This is a genomic window from Maricaulis sp., assembly GCF_017642925.1.
In the GTDB taxonomy this organism is placed as follows: domain Bacteria; phylum Pseudomonadota; class Alphaproteobacteria; order Caulobacterales; family Maricaulaceae; genus Maricaulis.
Genome location: NZ_JAEPOL010000022.1, coordinates 1 through 18067, shown reverse-complemented (window position 1 = coordinate 18067; position 18067 = coordinate 1). Strand labels below are relative to the sequence as shown.

General features: G+C 66.0%; 21 protein-coding genes. 12 read left to right on the top strand and 9 right to left on the bottom strand.

All coding sequences use genetic code 11. From position 1 onward, the window contains the following. Nucleotides 1-9 precede the first annotated feature (9 nt). Nucleotides 10-1422, top strand: coding sequence for an amidohydrolase family protein (locus tag JJ918_RS15235; RefSeq protein ID WP_291889209.1), 1413 nt, complete (start codon nt 10-12; stop codon nt 1420-1422). Nucleotides 1423-1561: 139 nt separating this feature from the next. On the opposite strand, the gene JJ918_RS15230 is transcribed toward JJ918_RS15235, so the two are convergent. The 4 genes from JJ918_RS15230 to JJ918_RS15215 form a co-directional block, all read right to left on the bottom strand. Beyond that, nucleotides 1562-2491, bottom strand: a complete 930-nt coding sequence (locus JJ918_RS15230) for an FAD-binding protein (RefSeq protein ID WP_291889206.1) — start codon at nt 2489-2491, stop codon at nt 1562-1564. A gap of 2 nt (nt 2492-2493) precedes the next feature. Beyond that, a complete protein-coding gene (locus JJ918_RS15225; RefSeq protein WP_291889204.1) occupies nt 2494-3243 on the bottom strand; it encodes an electron transfer flavoprotein subunit beta/FixA family protein in 750 nt (249 codons plus the stop codon). A 328-nt stretch (nt 3244-3571) separates the two neighbouring features. Continuing rightward, nucleotides 3572-4156, bottom strand: coding sequence for a YceI family protein (locus JJ918_RS15220; protein WP_291889202.1), 585 nt, complete (start codon nt 4154-4156; stop codon nt 3572-3574). Nucleotides 4157-4266: 110 nt separating this feature from the next. Further along, nucleotides 4267-4842 (bottom strand): cob(I)yrinic acid a,c-diamide adenosyltransferase, encoded by a 576-nt coding sequence (locus tag JJ918_RS15215; RefSeq protein WP_291889200.1) that lies wholly within the window; start codon nt 4840-4842, stop codon nt 4267-4269. 63 nt (nt 4843-4905) lie between these two features. Between JJ918_RS15215 and JJ918_RS15210 the strand changes: the two genes are divergently transcribed. Next, complete coding sequence (locus tag JJ918_RS15210; protein WP_291889198.1) at nt 4906-5991, top strand: serine hydrolase; 1086 nt, start codon at nt 4906-4908, stop codon at nt 5989-5991. Between the two features lie 5 nt (nt 5992-5996). Here the strand turns inward: JJ918_RS15210 and JJ918_RS15205 are convergent, their stop codons facing one another. Together JJ918_RS15205 and JJ918_RS15200 are read right to left on the bottom strand one after the other, a co-directional pair. Beyond that, complete coding sequence (locus JJ918_RS15205) at nt 5997-6212, bottom strand: twin transmembrane helix small protein (protein WP_291889195.1); 216 nt, start codon at nt 6210-6212, stop codon at nt 5997-5999. After that, complete coding sequence (locus JJ918_RS15200; RefSeq protein ID WP_291889193.1) at nt 6212-7261, bottom strand: Rieske 2Fe-2S domain-containing protein; 1050 nt, start codon at nt 7259-7261, stop codon at nt 6212-6214. The genes JJ918_RS15205 and JJ918_RS15200 overlap by 1 nt, the downstream gene beginning before the upstream one ends. 137 nt (nt 7262-7398) lie before the next feature. Here JJ918_RS15200 and JJ918_RS15195 point away from each other — a divergent pair, with 137 nt between their 5' ends. Beyond that, a complete protein-coding gene (locus JJ918_RS15195; RefSeq protein WP_291889191.1) occupies nt 7399-7953 on the top strand; it encodes a hypothetical protein in 555 nt (184 codons plus the stop codon). Here the strand turns inward: JJ918_RS15195 and JJ918_RS15190 are convergent. From JJ918_RS15190 to JJ918_RS15180, 3 genes are all read right to left on the bottom strand, one after another. After that, nucleotides 7950-8882 carry a hypothetical protein gene (locus tag JJ918_RS15190; RefSeq protein ID WP_291889188.1) on the bottom strand — a complete coding sequence of 311 codons (933 nt, stop codon included), beginning with the start codon at nt 8880-8882 and terminating at the stop codon, nt 7950-7952. The genes JJ918_RS15195 and JJ918_RS15190 overlap by 4 nt on opposite strands. Before the next feature lie 102 nt (nt 8883-8984). Continuing rightward, a complete protein-coding gene (gene gluQRS / locus JJ918_RS15185) occupies nt 8985-9818 on the bottom strand; it encodes a tRNA glutamyl-Q(34) synthetase GluQRS (RefSeq protein ID WP_291889185.1) in 834 nt (277 codons plus the stop codon). Nucleotides 9819-9861: 43 nt separating this feature from the next. Continuing rightward, entirely contained in the window at nt 9862-10959 is a 1098-nt protein-coding gene (locus tag JJ918_RS15180) for a HEAT repeat domain-containing protein (protein WP_291889181.1), read from the bottom strand. Between the two features lie 253 nt (nt 10960-11212). Here JJ918_RS15180 and JJ918_RS15175 point away from each other — a divergent pair, with 253 nt between their 5' ends. The 9 genes from JJ918_RS15175 to JJ918_RS15135 all read left to right on the top strand — a co-directional run bounded on the left by JJ918_RS15175 (nt 11213) and on the right by JJ918_RS15135 (nt 17891). Further along, the gene (locus tag JJ918_RS15175) at nt 11213-11878 is read left to right on the top strand and encodes a phospholipase (RefSeq protein ID WP_291889179.1); all 666 of its coding nucleotides are present in this window, start codon (nt 11213-11215) and stop codon (nt 11876-11878) included. Nucleotides 11879-12096: 218 nt separating this feature from the next. Further along, a complete protein-coding gene (locus JJ918_RS15170) occupies nt 12097-12663 on the top strand; it encodes an HNH endonuclease (RefSeq protein ID WP_291889177.1) in 567 nt (188 codons plus the stop codon). Between the two features lie 22 nt (nt 12664-12685). Continuing rightward, nucleotides 12686-13198, top strand: coding sequence for a DUF1697 domain-containing protein (locus tag JJ918_RS15165; RefSeq protein WP_291889175.1), 513 nt, complete (start codon nt 12686-12688; stop codon nt 13196-13198). An 88-nt stretch (nt 13199-13286) separates the two neighbouring features. Then, the gene (locus tag JJ918_RS15160; protein ID WP_291889172.1) at nt 13287-13670 is read left to right on the top strand and encodes an RcnB family protein; all 384 of its coding nucleotides are present in this window, start codon (nt 13287-13289) and stop codon (nt 13668-13670) included. Between the two features lie 504 nt (nt 13671-14174). Next, a complete protein-coding gene (locus tag JJ918_RS15155) occupies nt 14175-14576 on the top strand; it encodes a hypothetical protein (RefSeq protein WP_271188074.1) in 402 nt (133 codons plus the stop codon). A 66-nt stretch (nt 14577-14642) separates the two neighbouring features. Beyond that, on the top strand, nt 14643-15221 hold the full coding sequence (locus tag JJ918_RS15150) for an RNA polymerase sigma factor (RefSeq protein ID WP_291889167.1): 579 nt from the start codon (nt 14643-14645) through the stop codon (nt 15219-15221). Continuing rightward, complete coding sequence (locus JJ918_RS15145) at nt 15208-15597, top strand: DUF6768 family protein (protein ID WP_291889164.1); 390 nt, start codon at nt 15208-15210, stop codon at nt 15595-15597. Before JJ918_RS15150 ends, JJ918_RS15145 begins: the two co-directional genes overlap by 14 nt. 161 nt (nt 15598-15758) lie before the next feature. Further along, complete coding sequence (gene rpoH, locus JJ918_RS15140) at nt 15759-16646, top strand: RNA polymerase sigma factor RpoH (RefSeq protein WP_291889161.1); 888 nt, start codon at nt 15759-15761, stop codon at nt 16644-16646. A 132-nt stretch (nt 16647-16778) separates the two neighbouring features. Continuing rightward, nucleotides 16779-17891 carry a DUF481 domain-containing protein gene (locus tag JJ918_RS15135; protein ID WP_291889157.1) on the top strand — a complete coding sequence of 371 codons (1113 nt, stop codon included), beginning with the start codon at nt 16779-16781 and terminating at the stop codon, nt 17889-17891. The last annotated feature ends 176 nt before the right edge of the window (nt 17892-18067 follow it).

The following is an 18067-nucleotide window of genomic DNA, read 5'->3' as shown; positions in this document are numbered from 1 at the left end:
GAGACATTCATGCTTCGTATCCTCGCCGGCGGCCTTGCCGTCATCCTCGCCACGATCGCCGCTTCGGCCGTCATCATCGCCCGGGTGCCCGGCGCCATGGTGCCGGAACACAACGCATCGCGGACCTGGCTGATCGAGCACGCCACACTGTTCGATCCGGAAACCGGTACCCGGCAGGCCGGCCGGTCGGTTCTGGTGCAGGACGGGCGGATCGCGCGCATCGGGCCGGACGGAATGTCCGGCATCGATCCGGACATTCCGCGTATCGATGCCCAGGGCCGTACCCTGATGCCGGGCCTGATCGACATGCATGTCCATGTTTTCGACGAGGTGGACCTGGCGGCCGGGCTGGCGGTTGGCGTGACGACCGTGCGGAATATGGGCGGCATGCCCTTCCACCTGCCGCTGGCCCGGCGCATCGATGCAGGCCGTCTCTACGGCCCCCGCCTCATCACCACAGGCGCGATCATCAATGAGCGCGGCGGCCGCAATGCCAACCTGCTGCACGAGCTGGTGATGGGCGGCGATGAGGCGCGCGCGGCCGTGCGGCGCCAGCACGCGGCCGGTTTCCGCCACCTCAAACTCTATTCCAACCTGTCGCGCGAGAGCTTTGCCGCGATCCGCGAGGAGGCGGCAGCGCTGGGGATGACGATGAGCGGTCACCCGGTCGAGGGCACCGAAGACGACCCGCTGCCCTTCACCGATACGCTGCCGGCCGGTTTCGACACGATCGAGCACACCGAGTCGATCGTCTGGCATGGCCTGTCCGACAATACCGATCCGGACGGCGCCCGTGCCCTGGCGCAGACGATTGCCGCGGCCGGTGCCACGGTCGATCCGACGCTTGTCGTGCACGAGAATCTGGCGCGCATCGTCGAGACGCGCGGCGGGCATCTGCTGCGTCCCGAGATGGAAGGCTATAACCCGGTGGTCGCCGGTTTCGAGCGGGACACGTTCGATTTCTGGTCGCGCTATGTCCATGAAGACCGCACGCAGATGCAGGCCTTCTACGAGGCCTTCACCGGCATGATGCACGAGGCGGGTGTGCGCCTGACGGTCGGTTCGGACTCCGGCATCATGGCCTCGCCGCATGGCGTGTCGACGGTGCGCGAGATCGAGCTTCTGGTTCGGGCCGGACTGACGCCGCTCGAGGCGATCCGCTCGGCGACCGTGCACCCGGCCGATGTCCTGGGCCTGGAGGGCAAGGTCGGCTGTGTGGCCGTGGGCTGCTTTGCCGATCTGGTGCTCGTCGACGGTGACCCGCTGACCAGCCCCTCCATCCTCTACACGCCGCGCGGTGTGATGCGCGACGGGCGCTGGCTCGACCGCGATGCGCTCGATGCGCTGGAAGAGGCCGGGCGGCGTCCTTCGGAGCTTCGCACCTGGTGGCGGCTGGGCCGGCATCTGCTGGCGATTGGCTAAAGCATTTTCAGCAAAAGTGGGGACCGGTTTTGCGGTTCGAAAATGCGACCACTCAAGAATTCTTGCCTTGACGAAAGCACCAAAAGAAAACGCCCGGCTGGACGGCCGGGCGTTTCCTGTTTCGGGCGGTGCGCAGGGCTCAGCCCAGCGCTTCGTCCAGTTCCGGCAGGGCCTGGAACAGGTCCGCGACGAGGCCGTAATCGGCGACCTGGAAGATCGGCGCTTCCTCGTCCTTGTTGATCGCGACGATGACCTTGGAGTCCTTCATCCCGGCCAGGTGCTGGATGGCACCGGAGATGCCGACCGCGATGTAGAGTTCCGGCGCGACCACCTTGCCGGTCTGGCCGACCTGGTAGTCGTTCGGCACGAAGCCGGCATCGACAGCGGCGCGCGAGGCACCGACGGCGGCGCCCAGCTTGTCGGCGATCTTGTCCAGCAGGTGGAAATTGTCGCCGGACTGCATGCCGCGGCCGCCGGAGATGACGATCTTGGCCTGGGTCAGTTCCGGACGATCCGATTCCGACAGCTCTTCGGACACGAATTCCGACTTGAACGGGCCGGAGGAGGCACCGAGATCCTCGACCGAGGCCGAGCCGCCGTCACCGGCCTTCTCGAACGTGGTCGGGCGGACCGTGATGACTTTCTTCGCGTCCTTGGACTTCACCGTCATCATCGCGTTGCCGGCATAGACCGGACGCACGAAGGTGTCGGCGCTTTCCACCGCGGTGATGTCGGAGATCTGCATCACGTCGAGGCGGGCGGCGACGCGGGGCATGAAGTTCTTGCCCATCGTGGTCGCAGCCGACAGCACGGCGTCGTAATCGTCCATCAGCGGCGTGACGAGCGCGTCCATGGCTTCCGCCGTCGGCGAGGCGAAGACGTCGGCTTCGGCGTGCAGCACCTTGGCGACACCGTCCAGCTTGGCGGCGGCTTCGGCCACGCCGCCGGCATCCTTGCCGGCCACGAGGACGTGGATATCGCCACCGATCTTCTTGGCGGCGGTGATCACGGCGCGGGTGGCGTCGTTGAGCGCGCTGTTGTCGTGCTCGGCAATAACGAGAACCGTCATGATCAGATCACTCCCGCTTCATTCTTCAGCTTGTCGACCAGCTCGGCGACGCTCTCCACCTTGATGCCGGCTTCGCGCTTCGGCGGCTCGGAGACCTTCACGACGTCCAGACGCTTGGCGATATCGACGCCGAAATCGTCCGGAGCCTTGGTGTCGATCGGCTTGCGCTTGGCCTTCATGATGTTCGGCAGCGAGGCGTAGCGCGGCTCGTTCAGGCGCAGATCGGTGGTGATCACGGCCGGCAGTTCCAGCGCGATCGTCTGCAGGCCGCCATCGACCTCGCGGGTCACGGTAGCCTTGCCGTCGGCGATCTCGACCTTGGAGGCGAAGGTGCCCTGCGGCCAGTCCAGCAGCGCGGCCAGCATCTGGCCGGTCTGGTTGGCGTCGTCATCGATCGCCTGCTTGCCCAGCAGCACGACTTCCGGCTTCTCCTCGTCGGTCACGGCCTTCAGCAGCTTGGCGACGGCGAGCGGTTCGACGGTCTCGTCGGTCTGGATCAGGATGCCGCGGTCGGCGCCCATGGCGAGGGCGGTCCGCAGGGTTTCCTGGGCCTGCGCCGGTCCGATGGACACGACGACGATTTCTTCGGCGACGCCCTTTTCCTTCAGACGGATCGCTTCCTCGACGGCGATCTCGCAGAAGGGGTTCATGGACATCTTCACATTCGCGAGGTCGACGCCCGTTTGATCGGGCTTCACGCGGACCTTCACGTTGTAATCGACGACCCGTTTGACGGGGACGAGAATCTTCATGCTGGGGCTCCGGTTGGCCGCGCGCGGGATATTCTGCGCACCTACAAAGAACAGGCGGCGAAACTGCCTTCGCGCGTGCGGTAAGTCAATGCAGCCCGCTGGCTTACGCGTGCGTCAATTCGCACCAGGCATGTGGATTCGGGTATGCCGGTGCGGTTGGTCGCGGCTGCATTCTCGGCGCTGCGCCAGCGCTAAAATGCTGCGGTGCGGTGTGATCTGAAGGACTCGATTCGAGCTTCAGGTACGTTTTGCGCTCAGCGCGCCAGGCATAAAAGAGGGCGCTTCCGGCCGGAAGCGCCCTCGATCGTCCAGTATCGTCGCGATGCGGCTATTCCGCCGCGGCGACCAGCTCGGTGGAGATGAAGAGTTCGATCTCGTCGGAGACGTAGGGGACAGCGAAGCCCATATCCCATTCCGAACGCATCAGGCTGCCGGTGGCGGTGAAGCCGGCCTTGGTATTGCCGTCCTGGGTCTCGCCGACCTGGTTCAGGGTGACGTTGAGCGTGACCGGTGCGGTGACGCCATTCATTGTCAGGTCGCCGGTCATCGTGCCGCTCTCGCCATCCTCGGTCTCGAAACCGGTGGCGACGAAATGGGCGGTCGGGTTGGCGTCAAGGCCGAAGAAGTCGTCCGAGGCGAGGTGGCCCAGGAAACGCTCCTGGTTGGCGCCGGCCCAAATGCCGTCGACCAGGTTGAAGGTGATGTCGACCGTCGAGGCGGACGGGTCTTCCAGGTCAAGGTCCAGCGTGCCGTCATAATCGGTGAACTGGAGGGACTGGGTGGAATAGCCCTGGTGCTCCCAGGACGCCTGGATAATCGTGTGGGACTTGTCGAACTCGAACGAAACCGGTTCGGCCTGGGCGGCGGCGCCGATCAGGGCGAGGGCGGCAGTGGCAGTCAGAAAGCGGGTCATGCGGGTCTCCGGATGAGCTGAATTGTCGCACCCAGAGATAGGCGATCTGCAGCGCATGTCGACCGGGGAGATATCACTTTCGTGTTTCCTGCGCGGAAACAATCGCGCGCCTACCGGTCTTTTCCCGGTACCCAGAGCACATCGCCGCCGGCATCGAGATTGGCGATCCGGGCCATCACGAACAACAGGTCGGACAGGCGGTTGGCGTATTTCAGCGCCTGCGGATTGATCCGGGCGCCGGATGCGATCAGGGCGGAAATCTTGCGCTCGGCGCGGCGGCAGACCGTGCGCGAAAAATGCAGGCGCGCGGCGGCTTCGCTGCCGGCCGGCAGGATGAAGGAGTTCAGCGGCTCCAGGCGCGCATTCAGCCGGTCGATCGCCGCCTCCAGGCGCTCGACCTGTCCGGCCGTCATGCGCAGGGGTTCGAAGTCCGGCGGTGTATCGCTCTCGGGCACGCACAGATCGGCGCCCAGATCGAACAGGTCGTTCTGGATACGCGCCAGATCCTCGTCCAGCTCATGCCCGGCGCCCAGCGCCGCGCGGGCGAGGCCGAGGGAGGAATTCGTCTCGTCGACATCCCCGTAGGCATCGACCCGCGGGTCATGCTTGACTGTTTCGGACATGTCGCCGAGCCGGGTGGTGCCGGCGTCGCCGGTGCGGGTGTAGATTTTCGTCAGTCGGACCATGTTCGCCTGTCTAGCGCCCCGGCGCCGCGCGCGAAAGCCCGGCCGGCAAACCGGAGGATATCCATGCTGTCACCGCTCTGCCTCGCCGCCGCGCCCGTCATCATGCTGCAGACCGCAGCCCCGGCCGCCCAGGACGCCGAACTTGCCGTGACGGCCGAACAGCTGATCGAGGAGACCGGATCGCCGGGCGCGTCCGTCATGGTGGCGCGCGGCGGCGATATCCGCATCGGCACGGCGGGCGTGCGGGCCCGCGGCAGCGAAGCCGCGATCGCACCGGACGATCTCTGGCATATCGGATCGGATACCAAGGCGATGACCGCGACCCTGGTTGCCCGCCTGGCCGAGCGCGGTGTGGTGAGCTGGGACGATACGGTCGCTGAACATCTGGGCAATCGCGTCGAGGAAATCCATCCGGCCTATCGCGACATGACTTTCCGCCATCTCCTCTCGCACCGTGCCGGGCTGGATGCCAATCCGGGCATGCTGGCCCTGGTCGGTTTCGCCACCAATGACGCGCCCCTGGGCGAACAGCGGCTGGACTATGCCGCCAGCATGCTGGCGCGCGAACCGGCGGCGCAGGCCGAGACGGAGTTTCTCTATTCCAATGCCGGCTATGTGATCGCCGGGGCGATGCTGGAACAGGTGACGGGCGAAAGCTGGGAAGACCTGATCCGCGCCGAAGTGTTCGAGCCGCTGGGGATGACCCGCGCCGGTTTCGGGGCGCCCGGTTCGGCGGACACGGTCGACCAGCCGCGCGGTCACCGCGCCGGCCTGTTCGGCGGGCTGAACGCCGTGGCGCCCGGGCCGCGTGCCGACAATCCGCCGGTGATGGGACCGGCCGGCACGGTGCATGCCCCGATGAGCGATATCGCCCGCTTCCTGACGGCACATCTCGACCAGCCGGAAGACTATCTCTCTGCCGACAGTTGGGCGCTGCTGCACACGCCGCCCTTCGGCGGCGAGTATGCGATGGGCTGGGGTGTCGGTGAGGGCGGCCGGCTGCAGCATGCCGGCTCGAACACGATGTGGTTCGTCGTGGTGGCCGTGGATCCGGTGGCGGGCGAGGTGCGCGCGGTGGGCGTCAATGACGGCCGCATCGACCGGGTGGCCGGCCCCGTGCGCGACGCGCTGCAGGGCCTCGCGGACTGACGGTTTCAGCCGCCGAAATTCTGCCGGACCAGGAAGATCGCGATGATGATCAGGATGGCGGAGAATTGCAGCACGATGCGCAGGCGCATCAGCTTGTTCGAGCGCGAGCGCGCCTTCTCGTCACCGCGATAGAGATTGATGATGCCGAAGGCCAGCACGGCCACAACGGCGATCATCGCGATGTAGAGCAGTCCGGTGAGAATATCGTCGATCGGCAGCATCAGCTTCTCCAGCGCAGGGTGGCGGGCTTGACGGGATTCCTGAAGTCCTCGCCCGTGTCGCGGTGCTTGTCCCAGGCCCGCTTGAGGGCGAAATACCATTTCGCCTGCACGTCGGCATCGTGGATCAGCATCAGTTTGGGATCATAGGCCAGGCCCACCTGCTGGGCGTTCACCGCATCGCGGTCCTGTCCGACGAAGATCGAGATCCCCATCTTCAGCAGGAAGTTCGGGATGGCGTGGATCAGCGGGTGGTTCCAGTAGACCACGATGGTGATGGCCGTGGAGTTTTCATTGGTCGGCGTCACGGCCGTGAAACCGGTGAAATGCTTGCCGCCGGCATTGACGTATTCGGTGCGCAGGCCCGGCAGCTGGAAGCGGATTTCCGTCTGCGGTTCGCCCAGCAGGCGGTAGAGATAGGAATTCTTCGACGGGGTGTGCGGCAGCATGGTGAAGCCGCGCTCGACCGGGCCGAACTTCTTTTCCTTCTCGTGCACGGATTTCGCCGAGCGCCACCACCATTGCCGGTGGATATAGGGGATGTGGGCCGGGTCCATCAGGCCGATCACCGCATGGTCGACATGGCAGTTGAACACGTCGCGCACGACCAGGCGCGGCTTTTCGCCCTCGGGAATATCCAGCTTCGGCGGTTCGACCGCCGGCGGTTTGCCGGCGTCTTCCTCACGGGCGTAGTAGATCCAGATCAGGCCCTGGTCCTCGTGCACCGGGAAGGCGCGGGTGCGGATCTTGGTGAGGTCCATCGCCCTGGCCTGCTCGGCGGTCAGCGAGGGGATGGCGGCGCAGGACCCGTCCGTGCGGAAACGCCAGCCATGATAGGGGCATTCCACATGGGTCTCGCCATCATGCTGCTGGGCTTCGCCGCCGGACAGAAGGATGCCCCGGTGCGGACAGATATCCTTCAGCGCATAGGCTTTGCCATTATGGTCGCGGCCAAACAGGACGGGTTGTCCCAGCAACTCGCGATGGAGGTGCTGGCCCGGTTTGAGCTCGCTCGACAGGCAGCCGAAATACCAGAGATCACGCACGAACATGGATCGCCTGATAGCGTGTCCCGTGCCGCCTGCCTAGCATGGAGACCGCATTAAACCTGCGGCATATCCGCTTGCGGGGCGCCGCCTGCGGGCCCTAGTCTGATGTCAGCGCTGGGGCGCGCAAACGGGGTGCGGCGATGTGGACACGCGCTTTGCGGCGTTTCGGCCTGGCCGGAACAGCTGCCCTGACCGCCATGGCCTGCTCGCAGCGGGATGCAGCGGAGATACCGGCCGCCGGGCTGCCCGCTGGCGTGCTTGAGGCCTTTCACGATCATCTCGACCGGATCAGCAGCGGCGCCCTTGTCTGCCGTGACGGCGATATCGCCGCCGCCGCGACGGTTTCCGGCGATATCAATGCCGATCGCCGGCCCGACTATGTCGTCGATACCAGCCGCCTGAACTGCCAGGCCCGCCGCGACGGTCCGGCCGTGGCCTATTTCTGCGGCACCGGCAGCTGCGCCTTCCCGCTGATCGTGTCACAGGGCGAGACTTGGCAGACCGTCGCCCTGATGTCGGGCAATCAGGCGCGCTTTGTGCAGCACTATCGCGAGGCCCGGATCGAGATTCGGGAGAATGCGCGCGGTGTGCCGGGCGGCGGCATCACCGTGCGCGAATACACCTGGCGCGACGGCCGGCTGGTGCGCACCGGCGAGTGGGTGGAAGGCGTCGAGGCACGGCGCCTGACGGATTAGTCGGCTTCACCCGCCCCGTTGAGCTGGTCGATATACCCGGCGCCCAGCGACTGTTCGACCACCAGGATTTCCGGCTTGTCGAAACGCAGCGCGAGCCGGCCATCCTCGTAGAAGCGGAACGTGTCGCCGGCATGAACCGGCGTGCCATAGGCCGCATCCATCGCCGCCTGCAGGCGATCCGCTTCACCGCGGCCGGTCAGGATCCAGGCCAGCACAAGCTGGCCATCGCCGAACACGAACTCGATCTTGCGTTCGAAACCGGCGACGGGATAGCCGAAACAATTGATCTGGGTCTGGGTCGCCGGCTGCGTCGGCAGGCTGGGCGGATCGATCTCGCGCACCTGGACGACGGGGCAGGCGGCCTCGATCTCCGGCATCAGCGTGTCGAGGCTGGCGCCCGGCCGCACTTCCGGCGGTATGGACACATCGACAGGCGCGTAGTCCAGCGGTTCGCCGTCCAGCAGCGGATTGTGCCAGGCAAACAGATTGGCGTGCAGCCCGTCGGGGGAAAGGATGTGCGCAGTGCCTGCGGCATCGTCGAGGATCAGCCCGGCGGCCGGATAGGCGGTCCAGTGGGCGTAGGACACGCTGTCGCCGGCGTGCGCGGTCAGCGGCGCCGTGTCGCCGCGGGCCTCGATCTGCACCAGTGCGCCGTCGGCGAGGGTGAAGACGGCCGCGTCCAGCCGTTCGCCGCTGTCGAAGCTGAAGCCGTGGCAGACGAGATGGGTTTCTTCTTCGCGCGCCAGCGGGAAGCCGGCGGGTGAGGGGGACACAGCCTGCAGGCTGTCGCAGCGCGGTTCGAGTGCCTGTTCGACACTCTCTAGGCCGGCGCCGAAAACCAGCGCGTCGTCAAAGGCCTGCGAGGGTGCCGGACCGGCTTGCGCCGCGACGGCGAGCGCTGCGGTGAGTGAAAGTGAAAGCAGTGGCATGATTGTCCCCCGTTATGGATTGCGTGACGTCCTGTCAGGGTGATGCATGACAGACGCCGCCCGGATGCGCGGCGGCGGATTAAATCCTGCTCATGTGGGCGCTCAGGCGAAGCGCGCCCGGATATCCGCCGGTGTCTCGCCGGCTGCCCGCATGACACGCAGGGTGGCGGCCTTGTTGCGCTTGGCGAAGCGTTCGCCCTTCGCATCCGTCAGAAGCCGGTGATGGCGATAGACCGGGACGGGCAGGTCCAGCAGCGTCTGCAGCAGCACGTGCAGCGGAGTGAGCTCGAAGAGGTCGACGCCGCGGATCACATGAGTGATCCCCTGCAGGGCGTCGTCATGCACGACGGCGATGTGATAGCTCGTGCCGACATCCTTGCGCGCCAGCACGACATCGCCCAGCGGATCGGGATCGGCGATGATCTCGCCGCGCCCCTCCTCGACAAAACGCATCGCGGCAAAGCGCGGGCCCAGCACATCGCGGCAGCGCGCCAGCGACAGCCGCCAGGCATAGGCCTCGCCCGCCGCGACACGCGCCGCTTCCTCGTCCGCGCTCATCGGTTCGGCCGGTCCGCGATAGACATCGCCGACGCCATGCGGCGCGCGGGCGATATCCTCCAGGATTTCCCGCCGCGTCTTGAAACAGCGATAGACGACACCCCGTTCCTGCAGCCGCTGCAGCACGCCGTCGAAATCGCCGAAATGCGCCGACTGCCGCCGCACCGGCTCCTCCCACTCCAGCCCCAGCCAGGCAAGATCCTCCAAGATGGCCGCATCGAATTCCGGCTTGCAGCGAACCGTGTCGATATCCTCCATCCGCAGAATAAACCGCCCGCCGGCCTCGCGCGCCGCCGAAAATGCCGTCCACGCCGAAAAGGCATGGCCGAGGTGGAGGAAACCGGTGGGCGAGGGGGCGAAACGCGTGGTGAAGGTCATGGCTGGAGGCAGGTGTACCCCGGGTCCGCGTCCCGGCAAACCGCTAGCGGGCGAACTCCGGCGGCGCGAGGGGGCCGGGTTCGCACTGGCCTTCCCCAATCATCCGGCGGCCGTCGAACACATGAAAGCCGCGCGCCGTACGAATGCCAATGCGGCCCTCGCCAAAATCTACTACCCACAAGGGGGCAGAAGGCAGGCTGGCCGCGTCTTCAGCACGCCAGTGGTCGCCGTGCCGTTCGACAATGAGTACTCGCCCTTCATCCCCAGAGTGCGCCAGGCCCGCTACAACCACAACGGTTCTCGCGCTCGTGCGGGTTGCGCCGACAATATTGTCCGAAACGATCTGCTCTGGCGGGCCATCATCCGGCTGCCATTCCAGTTCTCCGCCCCATTCACCTCGGCCGGTGTAGCGTAACGAGCCATCGGCGAAGCGCAGCGTGGTCGGGGTGGGCTGGCCCTCGGGGATGCGGTCGCGCCAGCTGACAACTTCGCTGGCGACCCGGAAGGTCTCTGATGGGCAGGACGGGTAAGGCCAGTCGCTGAGCGGCAGAATATAGAGATCGCGGTCTCGTGGCACGCGGGGGATACGCATGCCGAAGACGGGATCAACCCGCATCGCCTCCTCGCGGGCAGGCCCCGATCCGGGTTCGCGAGTGTCGCTCAGGGCGCCGCTGAGCGAGAGTTGCCACGCACGCTGGCGGACTATGGCGGACCAGTGGCCTGCCGCTGTGCGGCGGAGGGGCTCGACATCAGCTTCCGTTCCCAGAAGCTCCAGGGCGGTCAATGCGGCAAGAGAGGCGGTGAAGTCGCCTGCTTCCAGAAGCTGATGCGCGTGTGGCACAACCGACTGGTCGCCAATATGCGCAAGCGTGCGAAGAACGCCATTGCGCACGGCTCTATCGGGGTTATCGAGTTCGCGGTGCAGCGCCGGCGCGGCTCCGATTGCGGTCCGGCCCGTGTCCGCGATTTCGTTCAGGCAGATATAGAAGTCTCGCTCTAGCGCGATCCGTTCCGCAGTGATGCCATCCGTCCATGACGTCCCGAACGCGCCACCCAGCCGGGCGCACTGGTCGCCGCGAACAGCGGGGTCCGGGGCAGACTGCGCGGTAAGCAATAAGGTGAGAGCGAGTTCAATCAGCATGGGTGGGGCTCATTGCGGGACCATCAGGGCTCGCCCCGCTTGCGGGGGAGCTGTCGGCGTAGCCGACTGAGGGGGCGCCGCGCAAGCGGCGCGGAGCGCGCCAGTGCGCAGACTCACCCCCTTCGACCTCACCCGGCCCTTGGCCGGGATCGGCCACTTCCCCCGCTTTGCAGGGGAAGCCTTGTGTCTGCCCCTTGCCCCCGGCGCCCGCATCCCGCTATCTCGGGAGACGCAGACCATACCGGAGCCTTTAATGTCACGACCCATCGACGGACCCCGCCTGGCCCCGCGCGACGGACAGGCGCCGAGGAAACTTGTGATCTTTCTGCACGGATACGGGTCGAACGGGCAGGACCTGATCGGGCTGGGCCAGCACTGGGCGAAGGATCTGCCGCATGTGCAATGGGTGTCGCCGAATGCGCCGGACCCGGTGCCGGGTGCGCCGGACGGGTATCAATGGTTCCCGATCTCCAATCTCGACCCGCAGCGCATCGAGACCGGCGCCAGCGCGGCCTGGCCCATCGTCGATGCCTTCATCGACCAGGAATTGCACCGCTACCGGCTGAGCGAGCAGGACCTCGTCCTGTGCGGCTTCTCCCAGGGCACGATGCTGTCGCTGCATGCCGGTCTGCGGCGCAAGCGGCCGCTGGCAGGGATACTGGGCTTTTCCGGTGCCCTGCCGGGCGGGGCACGCCTGAAGGAGGAGATGGTCTCGAAGCCGCCCCTCATGCTGATCCATGGCGACCAGGACCAGGTGCTGCCGCTGGGCTTCATGTTCGACGCGCTCGAACATATCGCCGCGGCCGGACACGGGGCGCAATGGCATATCTCGCAGGGCATTCCGCACTCGATCGGCCAGGACGGTCTGGAACTGGGCGCCCACTTCCTGGGCCGCGCCCTGTCGGGCCGCTACCTCTAGCCCGGACAGGCCCTGCCGGGCCGACACGCAAGATTCTCAAGACCGTCATAGGCGTGTCACGCGAATAGCTGTAACCTTCCTCCAAGCCCGGGATGCGAGATGATTCGTCGAGACGAATCCGCGTCTTGAGCGCGACGGGAGGTGAGCTTTCAGGACGCTTGTCCAAAAGACACACCCCCTCAGCGGCCGCTCCGGCGGCGTTGTCGAGGGAGGTCGCCATGCAGGTGCTTGATCGGGCGCCGCAGGGATGGCCCTGTCTGGTGCTGAATGCGGACTATCAGCCCCTGAGCTACTGGCCGTTATCGACCTGGCCCTGGCAGGAAGCCATCAAGAATGTCTTCCTCGAACGCGTCGCCGTCGTTTCCCATTATGACGAGGTCGTGCACTCGCCCTCTTTCGAGATGCATGTGCCCTCGGTCGTGGCGCTGCGCGACTATATCGCCCAGGACCGCTCGCCCGCCTTCACGCGCTATAATGTGTGGCTGCGCGACGGTTTCAAATGCGCCTATTGCGGCGCGCCGGGCGTCGACCAGCTCACCTTCGACCATGTCATCCCGCGCCGCCAGGGCGGCAAGACCAGCTGGGAAAACATCGTCGCGGCCTGCGGGCCCTGCAATCTGAAGAAGGGCGGCCGCACCCCGCGCGAGGCCGGCATGCCGCTGCGCCGTCCGCCGCAGCGCCCCAACATGCACGAGCTGCAGTCGCAGGGCCGGAAATTCCCGCCGAAATTCTTGCACGAAAGCTGGCTCGACTATCTCTACTGGGATATCGAACTGGAACGCTGAACCGCGGTTTCCGGACGACGTCATGGCCACCCACATCGCCCTTCTGCGCGCCGTCAATGTCGGCGGGACCGGGAAATTGCCCATGGCCGAGCTGCGGGCGATGGCCGGACGGATCGGCTTCGGCAATCCGCGTACCTATATCGCCAGCGGCAATCTCGTCTTCGAAAGCGCGATGACGGCGGACGATGCCCGCGCGGCGCTGGAGGCCACGCTGGAGGCCTATGCCGGCAAGCCGGTGGGTGTCGTGATGCGTTCGCCCGACGCGATGCAGGCCGTGCTCGACGCCAACCCGTTTCCCGAAGCGGCGGGAAACCGCTGCATCGTGCACTTCCTCGACGCGGCGCCGCCGGCCGATCTGGAAGCGACGCTGCGCCACCGGGCCGATGAGCAGATCGCCGCCGGCGCGCGGGAAATCTATATCCATTACGGCGAGGGCATGGCGCAGTCGAAACTCGTTGTTCCGGCAACGAAAACCGGCACCGGCCGCAATCTCAACACGGTCGCGAAGCTGATCGCGCTGGCCGTCCGCGGCTGAAGCTCGCCCTCCGATGGCAGGGCCTCGCCGGGGAACTCCGGCCGCGTCCGGCCGTTTCACGTCCTGTCCCCAGTGAAGGAGGTTGGACATGACACATTTCCATCCGTCCGCGACTTGCAGGAATATTCTGCGCGGCACAGTGGCGGCCGCCGGGCTGGCCCTGCTCGCCGGCGCACCCGTACAGGCCGATCCGCCGCATTGCCCGCCGGGCCTCGAACGCCAGGGCCGCTGCGGGCCGGGCGATCACGACCGCCGGGACGAAGCGCGGGCCTATGAACAGGGCTATCGCGACGGCCAGCGCGATGCCTGGCGCATCGGCGACCGGTTCGAGCGCGAAGAGTATGTCGTGGTGCGCGATTACGGCCGCTATCAGCTCTCGCCCCCGCCGCATGGCCACTACTATGTGCGGGTCGATAACGAGGTGCTTCTGATCAATGCGGCGACCCGGATTGTCGCCGACCTGGTCGACTGATCGGGACCGGTTTCCCGGGGTGCAAAAAAATCTGCAGCGCCCCGGGAACCAAAGCGTCAGGAGGCCGTTTCTCCGGCAAGAACAACGTAATCGTGTGAGGTCCGCCATGAGGCAGAAAATCCGGCTGTATTTTTACGCCATTGCCTTCGTCAGCGGTTCTCTCGTGCTGATCTTCGGCGGCGGCCCGGCCACGCCGTAACACAGATCGGGAAGCGGGAAGGCCCGGTGCCCCCTACGTCCCAAACGCCACTTGGTGTTTCCGCTTCCCGATACCCTTCTCAACTCCCGGCTATTCAGCCCCCTCGGACAGAACATCCAGAGCGATCAGCGCCACCGAGCTGGCAGACCAGCTCCAGTCCAGGCCAGACGTTCCAGAAAATCCACCTGCTCGCATCAGGCGAGTTTGCGGCCTTGTCAGGGTTTTGTCAGGGCGGCCGGTTTACACCGGGCGTTAATGCATCCTGTGCTAGCGTCGGCCATGGATGCCCATAAGGAGGTGTCGCCATGGCCAAGACGATGACATCGAGCTATCGCCGGATCTCGGACCATTTCGAGCCGGACCTGGTCGAGGATCCGGTCGAGCAGCGCAAGCGCCGCGGCCATCTCGAACAGATCGACTATACGGTGTTTGCCGCCAATCAGGCCGTGATGAGCAAGACGATCCATCACGTCACCATCGAGGATTTCCAGAACCTGGCCCTGTCCGCCTCCAAGGCACGAGGTGCCTGGGTGGATGCGGCGATGTCGGCGGCGCGTTCGCGCTCGCCCCTGTCGGAACAGGAAGTCCAGCGGCTGACCCATTTGCGGTCGGCCTATGACGAGCTGTGCGAGGCCTATGAGGCGATGCGGCGCATGGTGGAGCGGGGCTATCTGCGCTTCCAGGCCGGCGTTCCCAAACGCGATTGAACCGGTTCGCGCATTTCGGGCACCTTTGACCTGACGGCAGGTTGACCGTCGGTCAGGAGCGGTGCGGTGCGGCGCGACGTCCAGAGACTTTTCCAGGAAAGCCAGGTGCTGGCCGCCCAGGCGGGCGACCGCACGGCGTTCGGGCATCTGGCCGCCTACTGGCAGCCGCGCCTGCTCGCCCATGCACGGCGGCTGACCGATACGTCCGACATGGCACGCGACGTGTTGCAGGACGCCTGGGTGGATATCGTCCGGGGCCTGCCGCGTCTGCGCGACCCGGTCGCCTTCCCGGCCTGGAGCTACCGCATCGTAACGCGCAAGGCGGCACAGGCCGTCTCCCGTATCCAGCGCACCCGCCGCACCGCTCACGACCTGGCCAGCGATCCCGGCCAGGCGCGGGTCGAATGGGCCGAGGCCGAAGCCCGGTCCGACCTTGCCCGGGTGTCGCAGGCCATTGCCGCCCTGCCGCCGGCCCAGCGGGCGGCCATGGGCCTTCACTACATGGACGGGTTCTCGGTCGCCGAGATCGCCGTGGCGCTGGGTATTCCGGCCGGAACCGTCAAGACACGCCTGATGCATGCGCGGCGGAAAATCCGTGCCGCGCTCGAACCTGACAGAGAAGGAGACAGTGATGACACGCAGTGACAGCGAACTCGACGCGCTCATCGCCGAAGCGCTCGATGCCGACGACCGGGCCCTGCTGGCCGAGTTCGAGGACGAGCCGGGCTATTTCAGCCAGGCGCTCTCGGTGTTTCGCGGCAAGCTCGCCTGGGTGATGTGGGTGGCCTATATCACCAACATTGTCGGCGCCGGGCTTGCGATCTGGGGCGCCTGGCAGATGGTCCAGACCACCGATCCGGTGATGACCGTTCGCTGGGCGGTGCTGATCCTGGCCTCGCTGGTGATCGGCCTGTTCATGAAGTCCAGCCTGGGCAACCAAATGATGACCAATCGCACCCTCAGGGAGATCAAGCGTCTGGAGCTGCAGATCGCCCGGGCAAGGCTGCCGGAGAAAGCCTGAGCGCCCGGCTCGGTCATTCACGAATGACAGTCATGCACATCACAGCACTGTGAGGGGCTAACATTCGGCGTATCCGTTTCCTACATAGGCTTCGGACGCGGCATCCGGGGGGCGTGAAAATGACGCATGCCCGCAGGCTGCCGAAGGGATAGGATGTCATCATGGCCAACGCACTTTCAGTCGCGCTCTCGCCCGAACAGGGCCTGTCGAGCTACCTGGCGGAGATCCGCCGCTTCCCCATGCTGTCCAAGGATGAGGAATTCATGCTGGGCAAGCGCTGGCGCGAGCACGAGGATCCGGAAGCCGCCGAGAAGCTGGTGACTTCCCACCTGCGTCTCGTCGCCAAGATCGCCATGGGCTATCGCGGCTACGGCCTGCCGGTGGCCGAGGTGATCTCGGAAGGCAATGTCGGCCTGATGCAGGCGGTCAAGAAATTCGACCCGGAAAAGGGTTTCCGCCTGGCGACCTACGCCATGTGGTGGATCCGCGCCTCGATCCAGGAATACATCCTGCGGTCCTGGTCGCTGGTGAAGATGGGCACGACCGCGGCCCAGAAGAAGCTGTTCTTCAACCTGCGCCGCATGAAGAGCCAGATGCAGGCCCTGGAAGAAGGCGATCTCAAGCCGGAACAGGTCGAGGCGATCGCCACCAAGCTGGGCGTGACCACCGAGGACGTGGTGTCGATGAACGGGCGCCTGTCCGGTCCCGATGCCTCGCTCAACGCGCCGCTGCGCGGCACCGAGGGTGAGGGCCAATGGCAGGACTGGCTGGCCGATGACGATGCGGAAAGCCAGGAAGACGAGCTGGTCCAGTCCGACGAGTTCGACACGCGCATGACGCTGCTGCAGTCGGCCATGGGCGAGCTCAATGAGCGCGAACAGCACATCCTGCAGGAACGCCGTCTGACCGAAGAGCCCAAGACGCTGGAAGAACTCGCCGACCAGTATGGCGTGTCGCGCGAGCGTATCCGCCAGATCGAGGTCCGTGCCTTCGAAAAGCTCCAGAAAGCCATGAAGTCCATGGCCGCCGAACAGGGGCTTCTCAACTAGAGCGTTTCAAGCCAGGCCGGACACCGGTTTTACGCTTGAAAAACACGCGGTTCCGCACCTTTTTTGCGCTGTGCATGTCTGGACCTGACGGCCTTCGGCCGTTAGGTCTGCCGGCACACGAAAGGTTTGCGTATGCGTGTTCGCCTGATTCCGCTTCTCGGCGCTGCGGCAATGCTCTGCCCGTCAACGGCTCATGCCGAACTGTCCCGCGAATACCGGGCCCTGCTGGCCGCCGCCGATGTCCGCCAGGACGATGAGGAATTCCTCGCCACGGCCGACCTGATCGCCACGGTCACACCGGGCGGCCGCTCCGATGTCCGCGCGGCCGTCGCCGAATTGCTGCCGCGCCGCCTCGATGTGCTGCGCGCCTGGGACCAGACTGCTCGCGACACGGTCGCGCTGGAACCGGAAATCGTCCAGGCTGCCCGCCGCGGCACGCCGCAGGTCTCCATTATCGACGCTCCGGATACCGATGCGGAGACGGTGGCCGCGCCCTCGGGGGCCGGCACCACGCAGCATGACAGCGGCACGGACACGATCGAGACCGGCGAGGCGGAGGCGCCCCGGACCGCGCACTGGCCCGGCCGCATGGACTGGTTCCATCCTCATCACTGGGATGGCCGTGCCAAGGCGGGCCTCGCCGTCGACAGCGGCAATACCGACCAGACCAATTACTCGATGGCGCTGGAAGTCAGCCGGCCGCTCAATGGCGGCTGGGGTTTCGACGGTAAGACGGAATATTTCTACACCGAGAGCGACGGCAATGTGACGCGCGACCGCTGGCTGGTCGAAGCGCGCGGCGAGCGCCCGACCGTCGATGCCTGGAGCTTCTATCTCGGATCGAGTTATGAGCAGGACCGCATGTCCGGCTTCGACTATACCGCTGTCCTATCGGCCGGTGCGACGCTGCACGCGCTCGACGACAATCGCACCAGCTGGGTGCTGCGCGCCGGCCCCGGTGCCCGCCACCGCGTGCCCACCGATGAGGGCGGCGTGACGCAATGGGTGCTCGAACTGGGCTCGGTCTATGACTTCGCGGTGACGGAAACCGCGCAATTCTCCTCGGAGACGACGCTGCTGGCAGGTCCGGCCTCACGCGCCGAGCAGCGCTTCAAGCTGACCACCGCTATCAGCGAGGACTGGGGGGTGGAGCTGGGCTATCGCGTCAAGCACGAGTTCGATGCCCAGCCCGGCCGCGAGGAAACCGACAGCCGGCTAGACTTTTCGATCGTCCACGAATTCTAGGCGTTCCCGAATTCCAGGCGCCCCGATCCCGGGCGCCCGGTACCCGACGAATTTCGCGGCGGGGCTACCAGCCCCACCGCACGCCGGCGCGGGCGCCGACATGGCCGGTATCGCTGCCGACCCCGACGCCGAAATTCGCCGACATGCGGCGGTCGATCCGCGCCGCACCGGAAATC

Coding starts and splice junctions, on each gene's coding strand:
- JJ918_RS15235 (WP_291889209.1), top strand. CDS start 10: ATGCTTCGTATCCTCGCCGGCGGCCTTGCCGTCATCCTCGCCACGATC.
- JJ918_RS15230 (WP_291889206.1), bottom strand. CDS start 2,491: ATGACGGTTCTCGTTATTGCCGAGCACGACAACAGCGCGCTCAACGAC.
- JJ918_RS15225 (WP_291889204.1), bottom strand. CDS start 3,243: ATGAAGATTCTCGTCCCCGTCAAACGGGTCGTCGATTACAACGTGAAG.
- JJ918_RS15220 (WP_291889202.1), bottom strand. CDS start 4,156: ATGACCCGCTTTCTGACTGCCACTGCCGCCCTCGCCCTGATCGGCGCC.
- JJ918_RS15215 (WP_291889200.1), bottom strand. CDS start 4,842: ATGGTCCGACTGACGAAAATCTACACCCGCACCGGCGACGCCGGCACC.
- JJ918_RS15210 (WP_291889198.1), top strand. CDS start 4,906: ATGCTGTCACCGCTCTGCCTCGCCGCCGCGCCCGTCATCATGCTGCAG.
- JJ918_RS15205 (WP_291889195.1), bottom strand. CDS start 6,212: ATGCTGCCGATCGACGATATTCTCACCGGACTGCTCTACATCGCGATG.
- JJ918_RS15200 (WP_291889193.1), bottom strand. CDS start 7,261: ATGTTCGTGCGTGATCTCTGGTATTTCGGCTGCCTGTCGAGCGAGCTC.
- JJ918_RS15195 (WP_291889191.1), top strand. CDS start 7,399: ATGTGGACACGCGCTTTGCGGCGTTTCGGCCTGGCCGGAACAGCTGCC.
- JJ918_RS15190 (WP_291889188.1), bottom strand. CDS start 8,882: ATGCCACTGCTTTCACTTTCACTCACCGCAGCGCTCGCCGTCGCGGCG.
- gluQRS (WP_291889185.1), bottom strand. CDS start 9,818: ATGACCTTCACCACGCGTTTCGCCCCCTCGCCCACCGGTTTCCTCCAC.
- JJ918_RS15180 (WP_291889181.1), bottom strand. CDS start 10,959: ATGCTGATTGAACTCGCTCTCACCTTATTGCTTACCGCGCAGTCTGCC.
- JJ918_RS15175 (WP_291889179.1), top strand. CDS start 11,213: ATGTCACGACCCATCGACGGACCCCGCCTGGCCCCGCGCGACGGACAG.
- JJ918_RS15170 (WP_291889177.1), top strand. CDS start 12,097: ATGCAGGTGCTTGATCGGGCGCCGCAGGGATGGCCCTGTCTGGTGCTG.
- JJ918_RS15165 (WP_291889175.1), top strand. CDS start 12,686: ATGGCCACCCACATCGCCCTTCTGCGCGCCGTCAATGTCGGCGGGACC.
- JJ918_RS15160 (WP_291889172.1), top strand. CDS start 13,287: ATGACACATTTCCATCCGTCCGCGACTTGCAGGAATATTCTGCGCGGC.
- JJ918_RS15155 (WP_271188074.1), top strand. CDS start 14,175: ATGGCCAAGACGATGACATCGAGCTATCGCCGGATCTCGGACCATTTC.
- JJ918_RS15145 (WP_291889164.1), top strand. CDS start 15,208: ATGACACGCAGTGACAGCGAACTCGACGCGCTCATCGCCGAAGCGCTC.
- rpoH (WP_291889161.1), top strand. CDS start 15,759: ATGGCCAACGCACTTTCAGTCGCGCTCTCGCCCGAACAGGGCCTGTCG.
- JJ918_RS15135 (WP_291889157.1), top strand. CDS start 16,779: ATGCGTGTTCGCCTGATTCCGCTTCTCGGCGCTGCGGCAATGCTCTGC.